This window comes from Micromonospora sp. WMMA1363 (assembly GCF_030345795.1).
Classification (GTDB): domain Bacteria; phylum Actinomycetota; class Actinomycetes; order Mycobacteriales; family Micromonosporaceae; genus Micromonospora.
Window position 1 is genome coordinate 2,993,816 of the sequence record NZ_JAUALB010000001.1, and the last position, 14,932, is coordinate 3,008,747.

Consider the following 14,932-nt stretch of genomic DNA (forward strand, 5'->3'; position numbering starts at 1 on the left):
CGTTGCAGTATTAGGCGGTGTGGTCGACGACCACCTTGCCGAAGACCTCGCCGGAGTGCAGGCGGGCGAACGCGGCCTCGACCGTCGAGAACGGCACGACGCTGTCCACCACCGGGCGTACCGCGCGCTCGGCGCAGAAGGCCAGCAGGGCGGTCAGCTCGTCCGTGGTGCCCATCGAGGTGCCCAGGATCTCCAGCTGCATCGCGAAGACCCGCCGCAGGTTGACCTTCGGCTCGTGCCCGGCGGTGGCGCCGGAGACGACGATCCGGGCCATCGGCGCGGCGGACTTCAGCGAGTGGTCGAAGGTCGCCGCGCCGACTGTCTCGATCACCACGTCGACCCGCTCCGGCAGTCGGGCACCCGGCTCGACCGCGATCGCGCCGAGCGCCGTGATGCGCTCCCGTTTGGCCGCGTCGCGGCTGGTCGCGTACACCCGCTTGCCCATCGCGGCGGCGAGCGCGACGGCCGCCGTGGCGACGCCCCCGCCGGCGCCCTGCACCAACACGGCCTCAGCCTCGTCCGCCCGACCCTTGGTGGTGAGCATCCGCCAGGCGGTCAGCCAGGCCGTGGGCAGGCAGGCCGCGTCCGTCGCTGCCAGGCCGGCCGGCAGCGGCAGCAGGTTCGCCCGGGGGACGGCCACCCGCTCGGCCAGCGTGCCCGGGAAGTGCTCGGAGAGGATGGAGACCCCGCGCGGGTCACCCGGGGTGGGGACCACCGGGTAGACGACCACCGGGTTGCCGTCCGGGTCGAGCCCGGCCGCGTCGCAGCCCAGGATCATCGGCAGCTGTTCCTCCCCGAGCCCGACGCCGCGCAGCGACCACAGGTCGTGGTGGTTGAGCGAGCTGGCGGTGACCTCGATGGTCACCCAGTCGTCGTCCGGGTGCGCCGGCTCGGGCCGCTCACCGACGGTGAGCGCGGCGAGCGGGTTGGCGTCGTCGAAACGGGAGGCGAAGGCGGCACGCATGATCGGCACGGTAACAAGCTGGGCGGGCGACAAGAAGGGCCCCTGCCGCCTCGGCAGGAAGAGAATTCCGCTCGCGGTGCTAGCGGATCACGCCGTCCCGGCGAGCGGCCTCGACCACCGCTTCGGCGACCGCGGGGGCGACCCGCGGGTCGAGCGGGGACGGGACGATCGCCTCCGGCGTCAGCGACTCGGCCACCACCCCGGCGATCGCATCGGCGGCGGCGACCTTCATGCCGTCGGTGATCCGGGTGGCCCGCGCGTCCAGCGCGCCGCGGAACACTCCCGGGAACGCGAGCACGTTGTTGATCTGGTTGGGGTAGTCGCTGCGGCCGGTGGCGACCACCGCGACGTGCCGGGCCGCCACCTGGGGGTGCACCTCGGGGGTGGGATTGGCCAGGGCGAAGACGATCCCGCCGGGCGCCATGCCGGCGACCGCGGACTCCGGGATCTGCCCGCCGGAGACGCCGATGAGCACGTCGGCGCCGCGCAGCGCTCGCGTGATGTCACCCTCCCGGCCGTCGGCGTTGGTCAGCTCAGCCAGCTCGGCTTTCGTGCCGGTGAGCCCCTTGCGGTGTCGCCCGATGATCCCCCGGGAGTCGCACACGACGACCTGTTCCGGGTTCACGCCGCCGGCGACGAGCATCTTGGTCACCGCCACCCCGGCGGCGCCGGCGCCGCTCACGCCGACCCGTAGGTCGCCCAGCTTGCGGTTGAGCAACGCGGCCGCGTTGCGCAGCGCGGCGAGCACGACGATGGCGGTGCCGTGCTGGTCGTCGTGGAACACCGGGATGTCCAGCGCCTCGTCCAGGCGCCGCTCGATCTCGAAGCAGCGCGGGGCGCTGATGTCCTCCAGATTGATCCCGCCGAAGGACGGTGCGAGGGCACGCACCGCCGCCACGATCTCGTCCACGTCCTGCGTGTCCAGGCAGACCGGTACCGCGTCCACCCCGCCGAACTGCTTGAACAGCACGGCCTTCCCCTCCATCACCGGCAGCGCCGCGCGCGGGCCGATGTTGCCCAGGCCGAGTACGGCCGAGCCGTCGGTGACGACCGCGACGGTGTGCCCCGTCCAGGTGTATTCGGCTGCGAGGCGCGGGTCGGCGGCGATCGCCTCGCACACCTGGGCCACGCCCGGGGTGTAGGCGAGGGAGAGGTCTTCCCGGCTGGTGAGCGGAACGGTCGAGGCGACGGCCATCTTGCCGCCCTGATGTAGCCGGAAGACGGGATCAGCGGGGTCCACGGTGGACGATGGCATTGGTGACTCCAGGATCTGTCGAGCAGACGGACCGGCCGGTCAGGACGCGAGGTGAAGCGACGAACGGCGGTGCGAGGTGCGGGGGGTCACCCGGACACCTGCCGAGCATAGTGTCGGGGGCCGCCAACGGATGTGAGTAGGGTCATACTCGACGCCGGCTGAAGAATCGGGGGTGCGGCCAGTAGCGCGCCACCACTCGTCCCCGCACGTCCGCCACCCCGTACGCCCGGGAGTCGTCGGTGACCAACGGGTTGTCGCCGGACAACCACCAGCCCCCGCTCTCCGCCCGGACCGCGCGCTTGACCACCAGCAGGTCCGGGCGGCTGCGGAAGACCGCCACCACGACGTCACCCGGGCGGATGCGACGACCACCGCGCAGCACCAGCACCGCGTCGCCGTGCCGCAGCGTGGGCGACATCGACGGACCGGTCACGAGTACGGCGGACAGCGGCCAGCGCGGTCGGAACCCCGTCCCCGGCGGCTGCGCGGGCATCGCATTTCACCTCCACCGGGTACCGGCTCCAGGAGTAAGGTCGTCCTGGATCATCGCAAACTTCCCATGGAGGACCCTGATGCGACTTCCGCGCATCCTTACGCCCCGCGTGACCGCCAGTGCCCACTGCGACCTGCCATGCGGCGTCTACGACCCGGCGCAGGCCCGGATCGAGGCCGAGTCGGTCAAAATGATCTGCGAGAAGTACCAGGCCAACACCGACCCGGAGTTCCGCACCCGGGCGATCCTGATCAAGGAGCAGCGGGCCGAGCTGGTGAAGCACCACCTGTGGGTGCTGTGGACCGACTACTTCAAGCCGGCCCACTTCGAGAAGTACCCGCACCTGCACCAGCTGTTCAACGAGGCCACCAAGCTGGCCGGCGCGGCCGGTGCCAAGGGCGCCACCGATCCGGCCAAGGCCGACGACCTGCTCCAGAAGATCGACGAGATCTCGAAGATTTTCTGGGAGACCAAGAAGGCGTGACGCCTGGCGCACCGGCACCGGGTACCCGGCCGGCACGTCCCGCGGACGTGCCGGCCGTTGGCGCCCCGGTGCGCGGTCCGGTGCGCGGTCCGGCGGCGAACCGGGGCGCCCCGCGACACGGCCCCGGGTGGTCGCGCCCCACCCCGCGCGAACCGGCCAGCGGGTAGAGTCCGCGACCGGGAGGATGACGCGTGACCCCAACGACCGGCCAGCCGACGATCGACGACGACGACGACGTGGTGCACCTGACGGTGCCCGCGGACGGGGGCTATCTGGGGGTGCTCCGCACCGCCACCGCTGGGCTCGCGGCACGACTGCAGTTCGCCCTCGACGAGATCGAGGACCTGCGCATCGCCGTCGACGAGGCGTGCGCCATGCTGCTCGCGATCGCCACCCGCGACGCCGAACTGGGCTGTCGGTTCGCGGTGACCGCCGACACGCTCACCGTCGAGGTCACCGTGCCGACCGTCGGCGGGGCGAAGCTGCCGGCCGAGTCGTCCTTCGCCTGGAAGGTGCTCACCGCGCTGACCACGTCCGCGACGGCGACCGCCGCCGACGGCCGCGCGACCATATCGCTACTGACCTGCCGCGCCTCCGGCTGACCCCGCCCCGGCCGGGCTCACTCGAAGCCGAGGGCACGGCTGTCGGGCTGCTCACCAGTAGGGCCGGCACGGCGAGACCGAGCGCCATCAGTGGCCCGCCGAGCCAGCCCAGCCCACCCTGGAGCATGAACCAACCGATCGGCAGCAGCATGAGCTGGAGCACGATCGCCGGCGCCCGGGCACCGGCCCGCCGGCGGGCCAACGCCCCGCCCAACGCCCAGAGGGCCGCCGCCGCCGCGGCCGCGAACGCCGTCACGAGCAGGGCCGAGGCCAGGTCGGCGGCAGACGCCGTGAGGTCGGCCCAGAGCAACCAGGCGGCGACCAGCCCGACGGCGACCGCCTCGGCGCGCAGCAGCAGGACGGCCCACCGGAGCGGACCGGGGATCGGGTCGGAGGCGATGGTCACGCGCGTCACGATACCCGGGGCACGGCGCGGTACAGTGCCGCGCATGCGGGCCGTCCTGGTGGTCAATCCGAAGGCCACCACCACCAGCGAACGCAGCCGGGACGTGCTGGTCCGCGCGCTGCGCAGTGAAGTCGACCTCTCCGTGCGGTACACCCGACGCCGGGGTCACGCCGCGATGCTCGCCCGGGAGGCGGCTGACGAGGGCGTGGACCTGGTGGTCACGCTCGGTGGCGACGGCACCGTCAACGAGGTGGTCAACGGCCTGATGTCCGCGCGGCTGCCGAGCGTACCGACCGGGGTGTCCCCGGCCGAGCGGCTGCCCGCCCTCGCCACCGTGCCGGGCGGATCCACGAACGTCTTCGCCCGCGCCCTCGGCCTGCCCCGGGAGTGGCCCGAAGGGGCCAGCATGATCCTCGAGGGGCTGCGCCTGGGCCGACACCGCACGATCGGCCTCGGCCGGGCGGACGATCGCTACTTCACGTTCTGCGCCGGCTTCGGCCTCGACGCGGCCGTCATCCATCGGGTGGAGAGGGCCCGCCGGCGCGGGCGGGTCTCCACCCCCGCGCTCTACTTCCGGTCGACGGTCGCCCAGTACTTCCTCGGCTCGGACCGCCGCCGCCCCGCGATCGCGTTGGAGCGGCCGGGCGACGCCACCGAGGAGCAGCTCGCGACCGTCGTCATCCAGAACACCGCACCGTGGACGTACGTCGGCGACCGTGAGGTGAATCCAAACCCGGAGGCCTCGTTCGACCTGGGGCTGGACGTGTTCGCGCTTCGTCAGCTCCGGGTAGCCAGCACGACACGTACGGTGAGTCAGTTCTTCTCGCACCAGCCGGACCCGCACGGCAGGCAGGTGCTCCGGCTACACGACATGACCGAGTTCACCCTGGTGGCCAACCGTCCACAGGCGCTCCAACTCGACGGCGAGTACCTGGGCGAGCGGGAGAAAGTCAGATTTTCGTCCGCACCGGCGGCACTGAGAGTAATCTGCTAGGTCTCGGGTACTCCCGTTGGTTGAACGACGGGCCCGTCGCACCCACGGCGACGGCCGCCACGCCGAGAGGGAGTGCCGGAAATGTCAGCATTGTCACGCGGAATGTACTACATTGATCCCCGGCTGTGGTACTCCGGGTAACCGGATCACCGACAAACTCGGACAAACGGGCTGTGGGCTTGCTCACCGCACGGAGTTTTTCCGAGCGTCACCTCTTGACATCCCGAGCGTTCGTGAAAGTATTCACAAGCGAACTTGAGTTACCGGGACATTGCCTGGACATGCTCAACAGGTTGAGCCGTTCCAGCAGGTCCCCGGGGCCAACAGCCTGCTCACGCAGTGCCGAATAGTCGCACGCGAACCGTGACGGCCGGCACTGCGGACGCATACAGGAAAAGCACCACTGCACTATCTGCCACCCATCCAGAATGAGGAGTGTTGCCGCCATGGACTGGCGTCACCATGCTGTCTGCCGCGACGAGGACCCGGAGCTGTTCTTCCCGATCGGGACGTCCGGTCCGGCTCTCCTGCAAGTCGAGCAGGCCAAGGCCGTCTGCCGGCGCTGCTCCGTGACCAACCAGTGCCTGCAGTGGGCACTTGAGTCGGGTCAGGACGCCGGCGTCTGGGGCGGGATGAGCGAGGAGGAGCGGCGCGCCGTCAAGCGTCGCGGCGGCCTCCGAGTGCTGCGCGCTCACTCCGCCTGACCACGAACCAGAGCACACGCCCCGACGGCCCAGCCGCCGGGGCGTTCTGCTGCCCGGGGCAGGATTCGGCGGCAGGCACCGTCGTCGATCCCACCTGTCCGACAGGGGACCGCTACCGAGCCGTCAAGAGCTGCCTTCCTTGTGTCGCGGCCACGCGGCGGAGGACCAGGTCTGCCAGTTCGGGAGCGTCGGTGAGGGGAGCGGCCACCGCCACGGCACCGGCGCCCCGGGCCGCCGCGGCGACCGCGTCATGGAACAGCCCGGGGGCGAGGAAGTACGCCGCCACCGCCACCCGCCGCGCGCCACGCGCCCGGAGGCGGGCCACGGCCGCACCGGCGGCCGGTGGCGCCGCGGAGGCGTAGGAGACCCGGGTCGGAGCGCCCAGCGCCATACGAAGGGCCGCCGCGACCCGCCCCACCGAGGCGCGGGCGGCTGGGTCGCGGGTACCCGCCGCTGCCAGCACCAGCGCGTCGTACCCGCCGGGCCCCGCCTCGGCGAGCCGCCGCCGCAACCCGGCCAGGAGCGCGTCGTCGACGCCGGCGACCACCGGCCCGAGCACGTCGGTCACCCGTACCGCCAGGCCCGGCACCGTCTCTCGGGCCGCGGCCACCGCCACCGGGATGTCCACCCGTCGGTGGTAGGCGGCGGTGAGCAGCAGCGGCACCAGAACCGCCCGGGGATGCCCGGCGGCACCCAGCTCTCGCAGCACCTCGGTCGGGCCCGGCTCGGTGTGGTCGAGCCAGCTCGGCAGCACCCGGAGGCCGGGTCGGGCGGCGGCCACCGCACGGGCCAGCGCCCGGGTGGCCGCAGCGGCCCGCTGGTCCCGGCTGCCGTGGGCGACCAGGACCACCGGGTCCGGGCACGAGGCCACACCGGGACCCGCCGCGCCGGTCAGACGTGCAGGCCGCACTCGGTCTTCTCGAACATCGCCCAGCGACCGGCACGCGGATCCTCCCCCGCCCTGGTACGGCGGGTGCACGGCCAGCAGCCGATCGAACCGTAGCCGCGCCTGAACAGGTCGTTGACCGGCACGTTCCAGCGGGAGATGTAGGCGTCCACGTCGGCCTGCGACCACGCCGCGATCGGGTTCACCTTGACGTTGCCCCGGCTGGCCTCGAAGGTCACCACCGGCGTGTTCGCCCGGGTCGGCGACTCGTCCCGGCGCAGGCCGGCGGCCCACGCGTCGTAGCCGGCGAGCGCCCGCTCCAACGGCTCCACCTTACGCAGCTGGCAGCAGTCGTCCGGGGACCGGTTGAACAGTCGGGGGCCGTACTCGCCGTCCTGCTGGCCCACGGTCAGTCGGGGTCGGATCGACCGGACGGTGACCGGCAGGGTACGGGCCACCCGGTCGCGGACCCGGAGCGTCTCCGGGAAGTGCAGCCCGGTGTCCAGAAAGACCACGTCCACCCCGGGTGCGACCCGGGCGACCAGGTGGGCCAGCACGGCGTCGGCCATCGAACTGGTGACGCAGAACCGGTCGCCGAAGGTCTCGGCGGCCCAGCGGGCGATCTCCAGCGCGGGAGCGCCCTCCAGTTCCCGGCCGGCCTCCTCGGCCAGCGCCCGCAACTCCTCCGGGTCGCGCCGCCGCGCCTCGACGGGGGGCGGGCCACCGATCCCGACCAGGCCGAGGTTCACGGCGGAGGTGGGTCCTGCCGGTTCCGGCGCCGCCCACCCGGCCACGGAGCCGACACCCGCACTCCGCGCGCTCACCGGGCCACCGCCTGGGAGAGCAGACCGGCGAACGTCACGGTGAAGACCCGCGCGCAGGCATGGCACTCCCAGCGGCCGTGCCCGGACTCGCTCGGCCGCAGGTCTTCCTCACCGCAGTACGGGCAGTACAGCGGCACGGACCGGGACTCGCTCATCTCAGCTCCTCCTCGTCGACCCTGATCACCCAGTTGGCGAACGTCTCACCCTCGTTCCGGCCGGCCAGGTAGCGGCGGGCCAGCCGTTCCACGTACTCCGGAAGCTCCGCGGCGGTGACTTTCAAGCCGCGCAGCTTCCGACCGAAACCGGCGGTGCGCCCCTGCGCCATCCCGAGGCCGCCGCCCAGGTGCACCTGGAAGCCCTCCACCTGCTGGCCGTCCGGGCCGACCACCAGCTGGCCCTTGAGACCGATGTCGGCGACCTGGGTGCGGGCGCAGGCGTTCGGGCAACCGTTGAGGTGGATGGATATGTCGGCGTCGAAGTCCCGCAGCCGCTGCTCCAGCCGGGCCACCAGGTCCTCGCCCCGCACCTTGGTCTCGACGATGGCGAGCTTGCAGTACTCGATGCCGGTGCAGGCCATGGTGCCGCGCCGCCAGGCCGAGGGCCGGGCTTCCAGACCGATCCCGCGCAGCCCCTCGACCAGGGAATCCGTGCGCTCCGGGGGCACGTCCAACACCAGCAGCTTCTGGTACGGGGTGAGCCGCACCCGGTCGCTGCCGTGCGCCTCGACGACGTCGGCGAGCCGACCGAGCTGGCTGCCGGAGACCCGGCCGACGACGGGCGCGGCGCCGACATAGTGGCGCCCGTCGCGCTGCGGGTGCACGCCGATGTGGTCGACCGGCTTCGCCGGCAGGTCCGCCGCCGGCCCGTCCAGCAGGGCCCGCCCGAGATACTCCTTCTCCAGCACCTCCCGGAACGTCGTCACCCCCCAGTCGGCGACCAGGAACTTCAGCCGGGCGCGGTTGCGCAGCCGGCGGTAGCCGTAGTCGCGGAAGACGCCGACCACACCGGCCCACACGTCCGGCACCTCGGGTAGCGGCACCCACACGCCCAACCGCTTGGCGAGCATCGGGTTGGTGGAGAGGCCACCACCAACCCACAGGTCGAAGCCGGGCCCGTGCTCCGGGTGCTCGACGCCGAGGAACGCGATGTCGTTCGCCTCGTACGGGGTGTCGACGAGCCAGGAGATCGAGGACTTGAACTTCCGGGGCAGGTTGGAGAACTCCCTGTCGCCGACGTACCGGCGAACGATCTCGTCGATGGCCGGGGTCGGGTCCAGCAGCTCGTCCCGGGCCACCCCGGCGACCGGGCTGCCCAGCACGATCCGGGGGCAGTCGCCGCACGCCTCGGTGGTCTGCAGCCCGACCGACTCCAGCCGGCGCCAGATCTCCGGCATGTCCTCGACCCGGATCCAGTGGTACTGGATGTTCTGCCGGTCGGTGATGTCGGCGGTGTCCCGGGCGAACTCGCGGGAAATGTCCGCGACGACCCGGAGCTGGGCCAGGTTGAGCTGGCCGCCGTCGACCCGCACCCGGAGCATGAAGAACTCGTCCTCCAGCTCGTGCGGTTCCAGCACGGCGGTACGCCCGCCGTCGATGCCTGCCTTGCGCTGCGTGTAGAGGCCCCACCAACGGAACCGGCCACGCAGGTCCTGCGGGTCGATCGAGGCGAAGCCCCGGTGGGCGTAGATGTTCTCGATTCGGGCCCGCACGTTCAGCGGGTCGTCGTCCTTCTTGATCCGCTCGTTGGCGTTGAGCGGCTCACGGTGGCCGAGCGCCCACTGGCCCTCCCCTCGCTGCCGGCGAGGGGCCCGGACGGGACGGGCTGTCGGATCCTCGGGCCGGGCCGGGATGCTGCTGACCGCCATCGCGGCGTCCTCCGTTGTCTGGTGTGGCTCGGTGGATGCGCGGGCGCGGCGGCGGCCCGAGCAGTCGGGCTGGAGACAACGGTGTCGGAAAGCCGGCGCGCAGCGCCCGAGACGGATGGATCGGGCGTCGTCAGTGGGCCGGACAGATCGCGCTGCGCACACGGCCGTAGTCGACGTGGCGGCGGGCCACGAAGCGGCGGACGACAGCGGCGGTCATGACGACATGCTGCCACAGCGTCACCGGGCCGGCCAACGCGTACGTGCGAGATCCCACATCACGGGCCGAGGAAGGGCAGGAGGTCGACGGCGGCGGCAGTTGGTGCGGAGCACGTGGACCGCTTCGCCCCCGGCGCGGCTGTGGTGTGCGAGGCTCGGCGACGTGGACGGTATGTCCGTGATGCGGCGGCTGCCGGTGTGGTTGCCGCCGGCACTGCTCACGCTCGCGGTCACCCTCACGGGGCTCGACCGGGCGCAGCTCTGGCGGGACGAGCTGGCGACGTGGAGTGCGGCCACCCGCTCGATCGGCGACCTGCTCCGGCTCGCCGGCACCATCGACGCCGCGACCGGGCCGTACTACCTGCTCATGCACGCCTGGGTGGCCGTCGCGGGCGACTCGGTGGCCGCGCTGCGCCTGCCGGCGGCGTTGGCGATGACCGGCGCCGCGGCCCTGACCGCCGTACTCGGCGCCCGGCACCACGGGCGGCGGGTCGGGCTGCTCGCCGGGCTGCTCTTCGCGGTACTGCCCGGCACATCCCGGTACGGCCAGGAGACCCGCCCGTACGCGCTGGCCACCTTCCTCGCCGTGCTGTCGACCCTGCTCCTGGTCGTCGCGCTGGGTCCGCCACCCGGGACCCGGCCCGTCGGCCGTCTCGCCCGCTGGACCGGATACGCCGCCGCCGTGGCCGCGCTCGGGCTGACCCACCTGGTCGCCCTCACGCTGCTCGCGGCACACGGGGTGGTGGTGCTCGCGGCGGCCCGCCACGCCCGGCCGTCGGCCCGCGAGCCGACGGCACCGGTCACCCGCACACCGGACCGGACGGCACCGCCGGCCGGTGCCGCGACGCCGGCCGGCTGGTGGATCGTCACGGCCTGGCTGCTCGCGCTGCTGCCGGCGACGCTGCTGGTGGGCCCGCTGGTGTTGGTCGCCCGGGGCCAGCGCGCCCGCCAGCTCGACTGGGTCGACGCCGCCCGTCCGGCGGACTTGGCCGGCCTCGCCGGCGGGGTGGCACAGAGCGGAGTGGTCGGCGGCCTGCTGGTCGGGCTCGCCGCGCTCGGCGTGGTCCGGCTTGGCCGGCGGGCACTGCTGCCCGGGACAGCCGTGATCCTGCCGATCCTGCTGGTCTTCGCCGCCGGTGTGCTCGTCCCGCTCTGGGTGCCGCGCTACCTGGTCTTCGTGGTGCCGTTCGGCTGCCTGCTGGCCGCCGCGGCGCTGGCCACCGTGCCGGTGTTTCCGGCACTGGCCGTGGTGGCCCTGGCCGGGGCGCTCGGCCTGCCCGACCAGGCGGCGCTGCGCCGCACGCACGAGTGGCCGCGGTCCGCGCCGATCGACTACGCCGGCGCCGCCCGGATCGTCGTCGACGGTCAACGCCCGGGTGATGTGATCGTCTACTCGCCTCGGGAGAGCTGGCTCTTTCTCGACCTGGGTCTGGAGTACCACCTTGGCGACCACCGACCGCGGGACGTGCTGGCCACGGTAGACCAGGCGCATCGGGGGGACCTGTGGGCTGCCGAGTGCACCCGCCCGGACGAGTGCCTGGCCGGCGCCGACCGCCTCTGGCTCGTGGTTGCCGGCCGGCGGAGCGATCCGATCGCCGCCGTACCGGGCGCCAAGGGCGGCGCCCTGCGCGCCGGTTGGGCGGTCGAACGCGTACAGCACCGCCCGGGGCTGACCGTCGCCCTGCTGACGAGGTAGCTGGTCAGCCGTGCCCCTTGCGCTCCAGGAGCACCACCCGGACCCGGTCGAACCGCCACACTGCCCGGATCTCGAACCGATCGCGCAGGAACCTACCCCGGCCGGCGGGCATACCGGCCAAGCTGTCCTCCGGGTGTCCGGTCTCGATCAGCCAGATCCGCTTGGTGTCGCCGACGCACGGCGTCGCGTCGACGCACTCCCGGGCCATCAGCCATCCGGCGTCCGCGGCCGACAGCGCGAGAAAGACGTCCCGCGGCTGCTGGTGGCCCGCCCGGAACCCGTAGTTGGCGGACTTCCGGGCCACGTCCGTGGATCCGCCGAACCCGTCGTTGAACGCGATCCCGTCATCCTGTCGGGCCCGCGCGGCGATGTGACGCACGGCCTCGACGTAGCGGGGTTGATAGTCGGCCTCGTCGGACCGAACCCGCTCGTGCGCCGGCAGACCTGCGTACCCGATCGCGGGCAGCAGGAGAACCGCACCGAGGAGCGCTGCCGCGGTCGCTCGGTCTCGGGTGACCGCCCGGAACAACTGGGCCGCCCCGGCGGCGGCGAGCAGCGCCCAGGCCGGCACCGTGAAGAGAAAGTACCGGGCCAGGAAGAGTTGCAGCACCGCGAACGTCACGTAGCCGATCACCGGAGGCAGCACCGCCCACGCCAGCAGCATGAGCACGGCAGGGCGCCGAACCGGGCCGGCCAGGGCCAACCCCAGCACGCCGAAGGTCACCACTATGCCAAGGATGGCGTACGTCCCGGTCAGGCTCTCCGTGAAGCGTTGCACCGCCACCCAGTCGTTGTCGACCCAGGAGATCTGGCCGGACTGCCCGCTCGCCAGCACCAGCAACGGCAGCACGCCGAGCATGGCGAGACCGCTGGTCACCGCGTACCGCCATCGGGCGACCTCGGCGGGAACCGCACGCCGGAGATAGCCGACATGACCGACCGCCACCAGCAGCGCCACGAAGTGCAGCCACCCGATGATCACGAGTGCGATCCCGTACGCCCACCAGCGCCTTCGGGACGGCCGCTCCACGCCCCGCAGGAACAACCAGGTGGCCGCAACGGCCGCCAACGTCACCAGAGCGTACGACCGGGCCTCCTGCGCGTACCGGGAGACGGTCGGGAACAGCGCGAAGACCAGACCGGCCAGCACACCGACCGGGGTGTCGAGGCGGAACCACCCGGCGCACAGCGCGACGGCGGCGGGGAGCAGGGCCCACCAGCCCGAGGTGGAAGAAGGAGTGGGGCGGGGCGCGGCGTCGACCGCGACACCGGCCGGGGTGTCGTGGCCGGTCCGCCGCGTGACAGGCGCGGCGGTCATCGCACCTTCCTGACATCGAAGCCGTAGACGTTGTTCTTCGCCTGGTTGGCGAAGGCCCGCAGGGTGGCCGCGTCCTTGTCGATGTTCCAGTCACCGGAGCCGTTGATGTTGAAGTAGGCGACGCCGACGAAGTCCTTGCTGGTGGCCACGTTCGACAACAGGTTCTCGATGTGCGCCGGCCGCCCGGAGCCGGACTCGGAACCGGTCTCGACGACCAGCATCGGCAGCTTCGTGAAGGTCCGGACCTCCCTGACGGTCGGCCCGAAGAGATCCCTGAAGGTCTGCTGGCCCCGCCGAGTGTAGTAACCGTCGACGCCCACCCAGTCGACGAACGTGTCACCCGGGTAGTACGCCTTGAGTTTTCTCGAACGCAGGTAGTTGATGACGTTCGGCGTCCAGGTCCAGATGACGTTGGTCGCGCCCTGCTGGTCGAAGACCTTGTGCAGGTGGCGCCACGCGGCGACGAAGTCGGCGGCCGTGTTGTCCCAGAAGGGAACGCAGGTTGTAAATCAACCCGCCGTCTCGGTGAAGATCTTGTAAAATTCTGACCGGCCATTCCACAGCGGACACCGAAGGCGCCATGTCGGACACTGCTGGTGTCGAGCGCGCCACGCCAGTCTGGCTTCGGCTCAGAGCCGGGCGAGCGGAACGACGAGCATCACCTCGGTGCCGCCGCTGGCACTGGCATGCAGCTCGATCGTGCCGCGCAGTTCGCCGGTGACCAGCGCGCGGACGATCTGCAGGCCGAGGTTTCCGCCACCCTCGGCGTCGAAATTCGGCGGCAGCCCGCTCCCGTTGTCGGCCACCGAGACGTGCAACATCTTGCGGAACCGGTGCGCCGACACCACCACCTCGGCTGCCGCGCCCCGGCCCGCCCTGGCCGGCCCGCCGGAGCCGGACCCGCCACCACCCGGCACCGGTCCACTATCCTCGGGCGAGCCCGCCTCACCGTCGGCCGGGAAACCGTGCTCGACGGCGTTCAACAGGAGCTCGTTGAGGACCATCACCAGCGACGTGGCGATCTCGGCGGGGAGCACACCGAAACTGCCCTGCCGGCGCATCCGGACCACCGTCTCGGTGGCGGCCACCTCGGTCGCCGCGCTGGCCACCCGGTCGACGATCCCGTCGAACTCGACCGCCTCGTCGCTGGACATGGCGAGCGTCTCGTGCACCAGCGCGATGGAGGCGACCCGGCGCACCGACTCCTCGAGCGCGACCCGCGCCTCCGGCATGGCCACCCGGCGGGCCTGGAGGCGCAGCAGCGCCGCGACGGTCTGCAGGTTGTTCTTGACCCGGTGATGGATCTCCCGGATGGTGGCATCCTTGGTCATCAGGGCACGGTCCCGGCGGCGGACCTCGGTGACGTCGCGGACCAGCACCAGCGCGCCGATCGGCACCCCGGCCGGCATCAGCGGCAGCGCCCGGGTCAGCATGGTCGCCCCGCGGGCATCGATCTCGCGGCGTGGCGGCGCCTCGCCGCGCAGAGCGGCGAGGGCGGCGTTGGCCGCGTCGGTGCCCTCGAGTGGGTCGGCGGCGAGGCGCCGGTGCAGCGCGGCGAGGTCCTCGCCCACCAGATGCGCGGCGTGACCCAACCGGCGGTACGCGGACTGCGCGTTGGGGCTCGCGTACGTGACCTTGCCGCTCGCGTCCAACCGGACCAGCCCGTCGCCCACCCGAGGCGCCGAGGTGGTCTCCCCGGGGTGCCCGGACGGCGGGAAGGTCCCGTCGGCGATCATCTGCGCCAGGTCGTCGGCGGTCGTCAGGTAGTTCAGCTCCAGCTGGCTGGGCGTCCGCGCGGTCGACAGATTTGTGTCCCGTCCGACCACGGCGATCACCTCGTGCTCACCGTCCCCGGTCCGTAACCGAACCGGGATCGCCTCGTGCCGCGCAGGCACATCGCCGTACCAGACCGGGTCGCCCTCCCGCCAGATCCGGCCCTGCCGGTAGGCGACCTCGAGATGCGCCACCTCCGGTCCACCGATGATCCGGCCCACCTGGTCGTCCTGGTACGCCGTCGGTGCGGTGGTCGGTCGGACCTGCGCCACGCACAGAAAGGCGCCGTCCCCGTCCACCGGAACCCAGAGCAGCAGGTCGGCGAAGGACAGGTCGGAGAGCAACTGCCAGTCGCCCGCGATCCGGTGCAGGTGGTCGATGTCGGCCCGACGGAGCTGGGTGTGCTCCTCGGCGAGGTCGCGCAGCGTGGACACGGTGACCAGCGTGCCACGC

At 72.3% G+C, this 14,932-nt stretch carries 16 protein-coding genes and 1 pseudogene; 5 read left to right on the plus strand and 12 right to left on the minus strand.

Annotated elements, in window-relative coordinates; genetic code table 11:
• Positions 1 to 10 precede the first annotated feature (10 nt).
• From QTQ03_RS13720 to QTQ03_RS13730, 3 genes are all read right to left on the minus strand, one after another.
• Positions 11 to 973, minus strand: coding sequence for a zinc-binding dehydrogenase (locus QTQ03_RS13720; protein ID WP_289278366.1), 963 nt, complete (start codon positions 971 to 973; stop codon positions 11 to 13).
• A gap of 70 nt (positions 974 to 1,043) precedes the next feature.
• Positions 1,044 to 2,219, minus strand: a complete 1,176-nt coding sequence (locus tag QTQ03_RS13725) for an NAD(P)-dependent malic enzyme (RefSeq protein ID WP_289278367.1) — start codon at positions 2,217 to 2,219, stop codon at positions 1,044 to 1,046.
• Between the two features lie 142 nt (positions 2,220 to 2,361).
• Entirely contained in the window at positions 2,362 to 2,712 is a 351-nt protein-coding gene (locus tag QTQ03_RS13730) for a S24 family peptidase (protein WP_289278368.1), read from the minus strand.
• 79 nt (positions 2,713 to 2,791) lie between these two features.
• Between QTQ03_RS13730 and sodN the strand changes: the two genes are divergently transcribed.
• Both sodN and QTQ03_RS13740 read left to right on the plus strand, forming a co-directional pair.
• A complete protein-coding gene (sodN, locus tag QTQ03_RS13735) occupies positions 2,792 to 3,196 on the plus strand; it encodes a superoxide dismutase, Ni (protein ID WP_289278369.1) in 405 nt (134 codons plus the stop codon).
• A 191-nt stretch (positions 3,197 to 3,387) separates the two neighbouring features.
• Positions 3,388 to 3,798, plus strand: coding sequence for an ATP-binding protein (locus tag QTQ03_RS13740; RefSeq protein ID WP_289278370.1), 411 nt, complete (start codon positions 3,388 to 3,390; stop codon positions 3,796 to 3,798).
• A gap of 17 nt (positions 3,799 to 3,815) precedes the next feature.
• Here QTQ03_RS13740 and QTQ03_RS13745 read toward each other — a convergent pair.
• Positions 3,816 to 4,204, minus strand: a pseudogene (locus tag QTQ03_RS13745) (hypothetical protein).
• 43 nt (positions 4,205 to 4,247) lie between these two features.
• Here QTQ03_RS13745 and QTQ03_RS13750 point away from each other — a divergent pair.
• Together QTQ03_RS13750 and QTQ03_RS13755 are read left to right on the plus strand one after the other, a co-directional pair.
• Positions 4,248 to 5,198 carry a diacylglycerol/lipid kinase family protein gene (locus tag QTQ03_RS13750; protein WP_289278371.1) on the plus strand — a complete coding sequence of 317 codons (951 nt, stop codon included), beginning with the start codon at positions 4,248 to 4,250 and terminating at the stop codon, positions 5,196 to 5,198.
• Between the two features lie 446 nt (positions 5,199 to 5,644).
• The gene (locus QTQ03_RS13755; protein WP_289278372.1) at positions 5,645 to 5,902 is read left to right on the plus strand and encodes a WhiB family transcriptional regulator; all 258 of its coding nucleotides are present in this window, start codon (positions 5,645 to 5,647) and stop codon (positions 5,900 to 5,902) included.
• A gap of 112 nt (positions 5,903 to 6,014) precedes the next feature.
• Here QTQ03_RS13755 and QTQ03_RS13760 read toward each other — a convergent pair whose 3' ends face one another.
• The 5 genes from QTQ03_RS13760 to QTQ03_RS13780 form a co-directional block, all read right to left on the minus strand.
• On the minus strand, positions 6,015 to 6,812 hold the full coding sequence (locus QTQ03_RS13760; RefSeq protein ID WP_289278373.1) for a sirohydrochlorin chelatase: 798 nt from the start codon (positions 6,810 to 6,812) through the stop codon (positions 6,015 to 6,017).
• A complete protein-coding gene (locus QTQ03_RS13765; RefSeq protein WP_502889860.1) occupies positions 6,794 to 7,582 on the minus strand; it encodes a phosphoadenylyl-sulfate reductase in 789 nt (262 codons plus the stop codon). The genes QTQ03_RS13760 and QTQ03_RS13765 overlap by 19 nt, the downstream gene beginning before the upstream one ends.
• 26 nt (positions 7,583 to 7,608) lie before the next feature.
• Positions 7,609 to 7,767: a hypothetical protein gene (locus QTQ03_RS13770; protein ID WP_289278374.1), complete on the minus strand. Its 159-nt coding sequence runs from the start codon at positions 7,765 to 7,767 to the stop codon at positions 7,609 to 7,611.
• Positions 7,764 to 9,476, minus strand: a complete 1,713-nt coding sequence (locus QTQ03_RS13775) for a nitrite/sulfite reductase (RefSeq protein WP_289278375.1) — start codon at positions 9,474 to 9,476, stop codon at positions 7,764 to 7,766. Before QTQ03_RS13775 ends, QTQ03_RS13770 begins: the two co-directional genes overlap by 4 nt.
• Before the next feature lie 130 nt (positions 9,477 to 9,606).
• A complete protein-coding gene (locus QTQ03_RS13780; protein WP_289278376.1) occupies positions 9,607 to 9,750 on the minus strand; it encodes a hypothetical protein in 144 nt (47 codons plus the stop codon).
• 114 nt (positions 9,751 to 9,864) lie between these two features.
• Between QTQ03_RS13780 and QTQ03_RS13785 the strand changes: the two genes are divergently transcribed.
• Positions 9,865 to 11,388 carry a glycosyltransferase family 39 protein gene (locus tag QTQ03_RS13785; protein ID WP_289280818.1) on the plus strand — a complete coding sequence of 508 codons (1,524 nt, stop codon included), beginning with the start codon at positions 9,865 to 9,867 and terminating at the stop codon, positions 11,386 to 11,388.
• A 4-nt stretch (positions 11,389 to 11,392) separates the two neighbouring features.
• Here the strand turns inward: QTQ03_RS13785 and QTQ03_RS13790 are convergent, their stop codons facing one another.
• From QTQ03_RS13790 to QTQ03_RS13800, 3 genes are all read right to left on the minus strand, one after another.
• Positions 11,393 to 12,706: a glycosyltransferase family protein gene (locus tag QTQ03_RS13790; protein ID WP_289278377.1), complete on the minus strand. Its 1,314-nt coding sequence runs from the start codon at positions 12,704 to 12,706 to the stop codon at positions 11,393 to 11,395.
• Positions 12,703 to 13,152, minus strand: coding sequence for a glycosyl hydrolase (locus tag QTQ03_RS13795; protein ID WP_289280819.1), 450 nt, complete (start codon positions 13,150 to 13,152; stop codon positions 12,703 to 12,705). The genes QTQ03_RS13790 and QTQ03_RS13795 overlap by 4 nt, the downstream gene beginning before the upstream one ends.
• A gap of 183 nt (positions 13,153 to 13,335) precedes the next feature.
• Positions 13,336 to 14,913 (minus strand): PAS domain-containing sensor histidine kinase, encoded by a 1,578-nt coding sequence (locus QTQ03_RS13800; RefSeq protein WP_289278378.1) that lies wholly within the window; start codon positions 14,911 to 14,913, stop codon positions 13,336 to 13,338.
• Between the last annotated feature and the right edge of the window lie 19 nt (positions 14,914 to 14,932).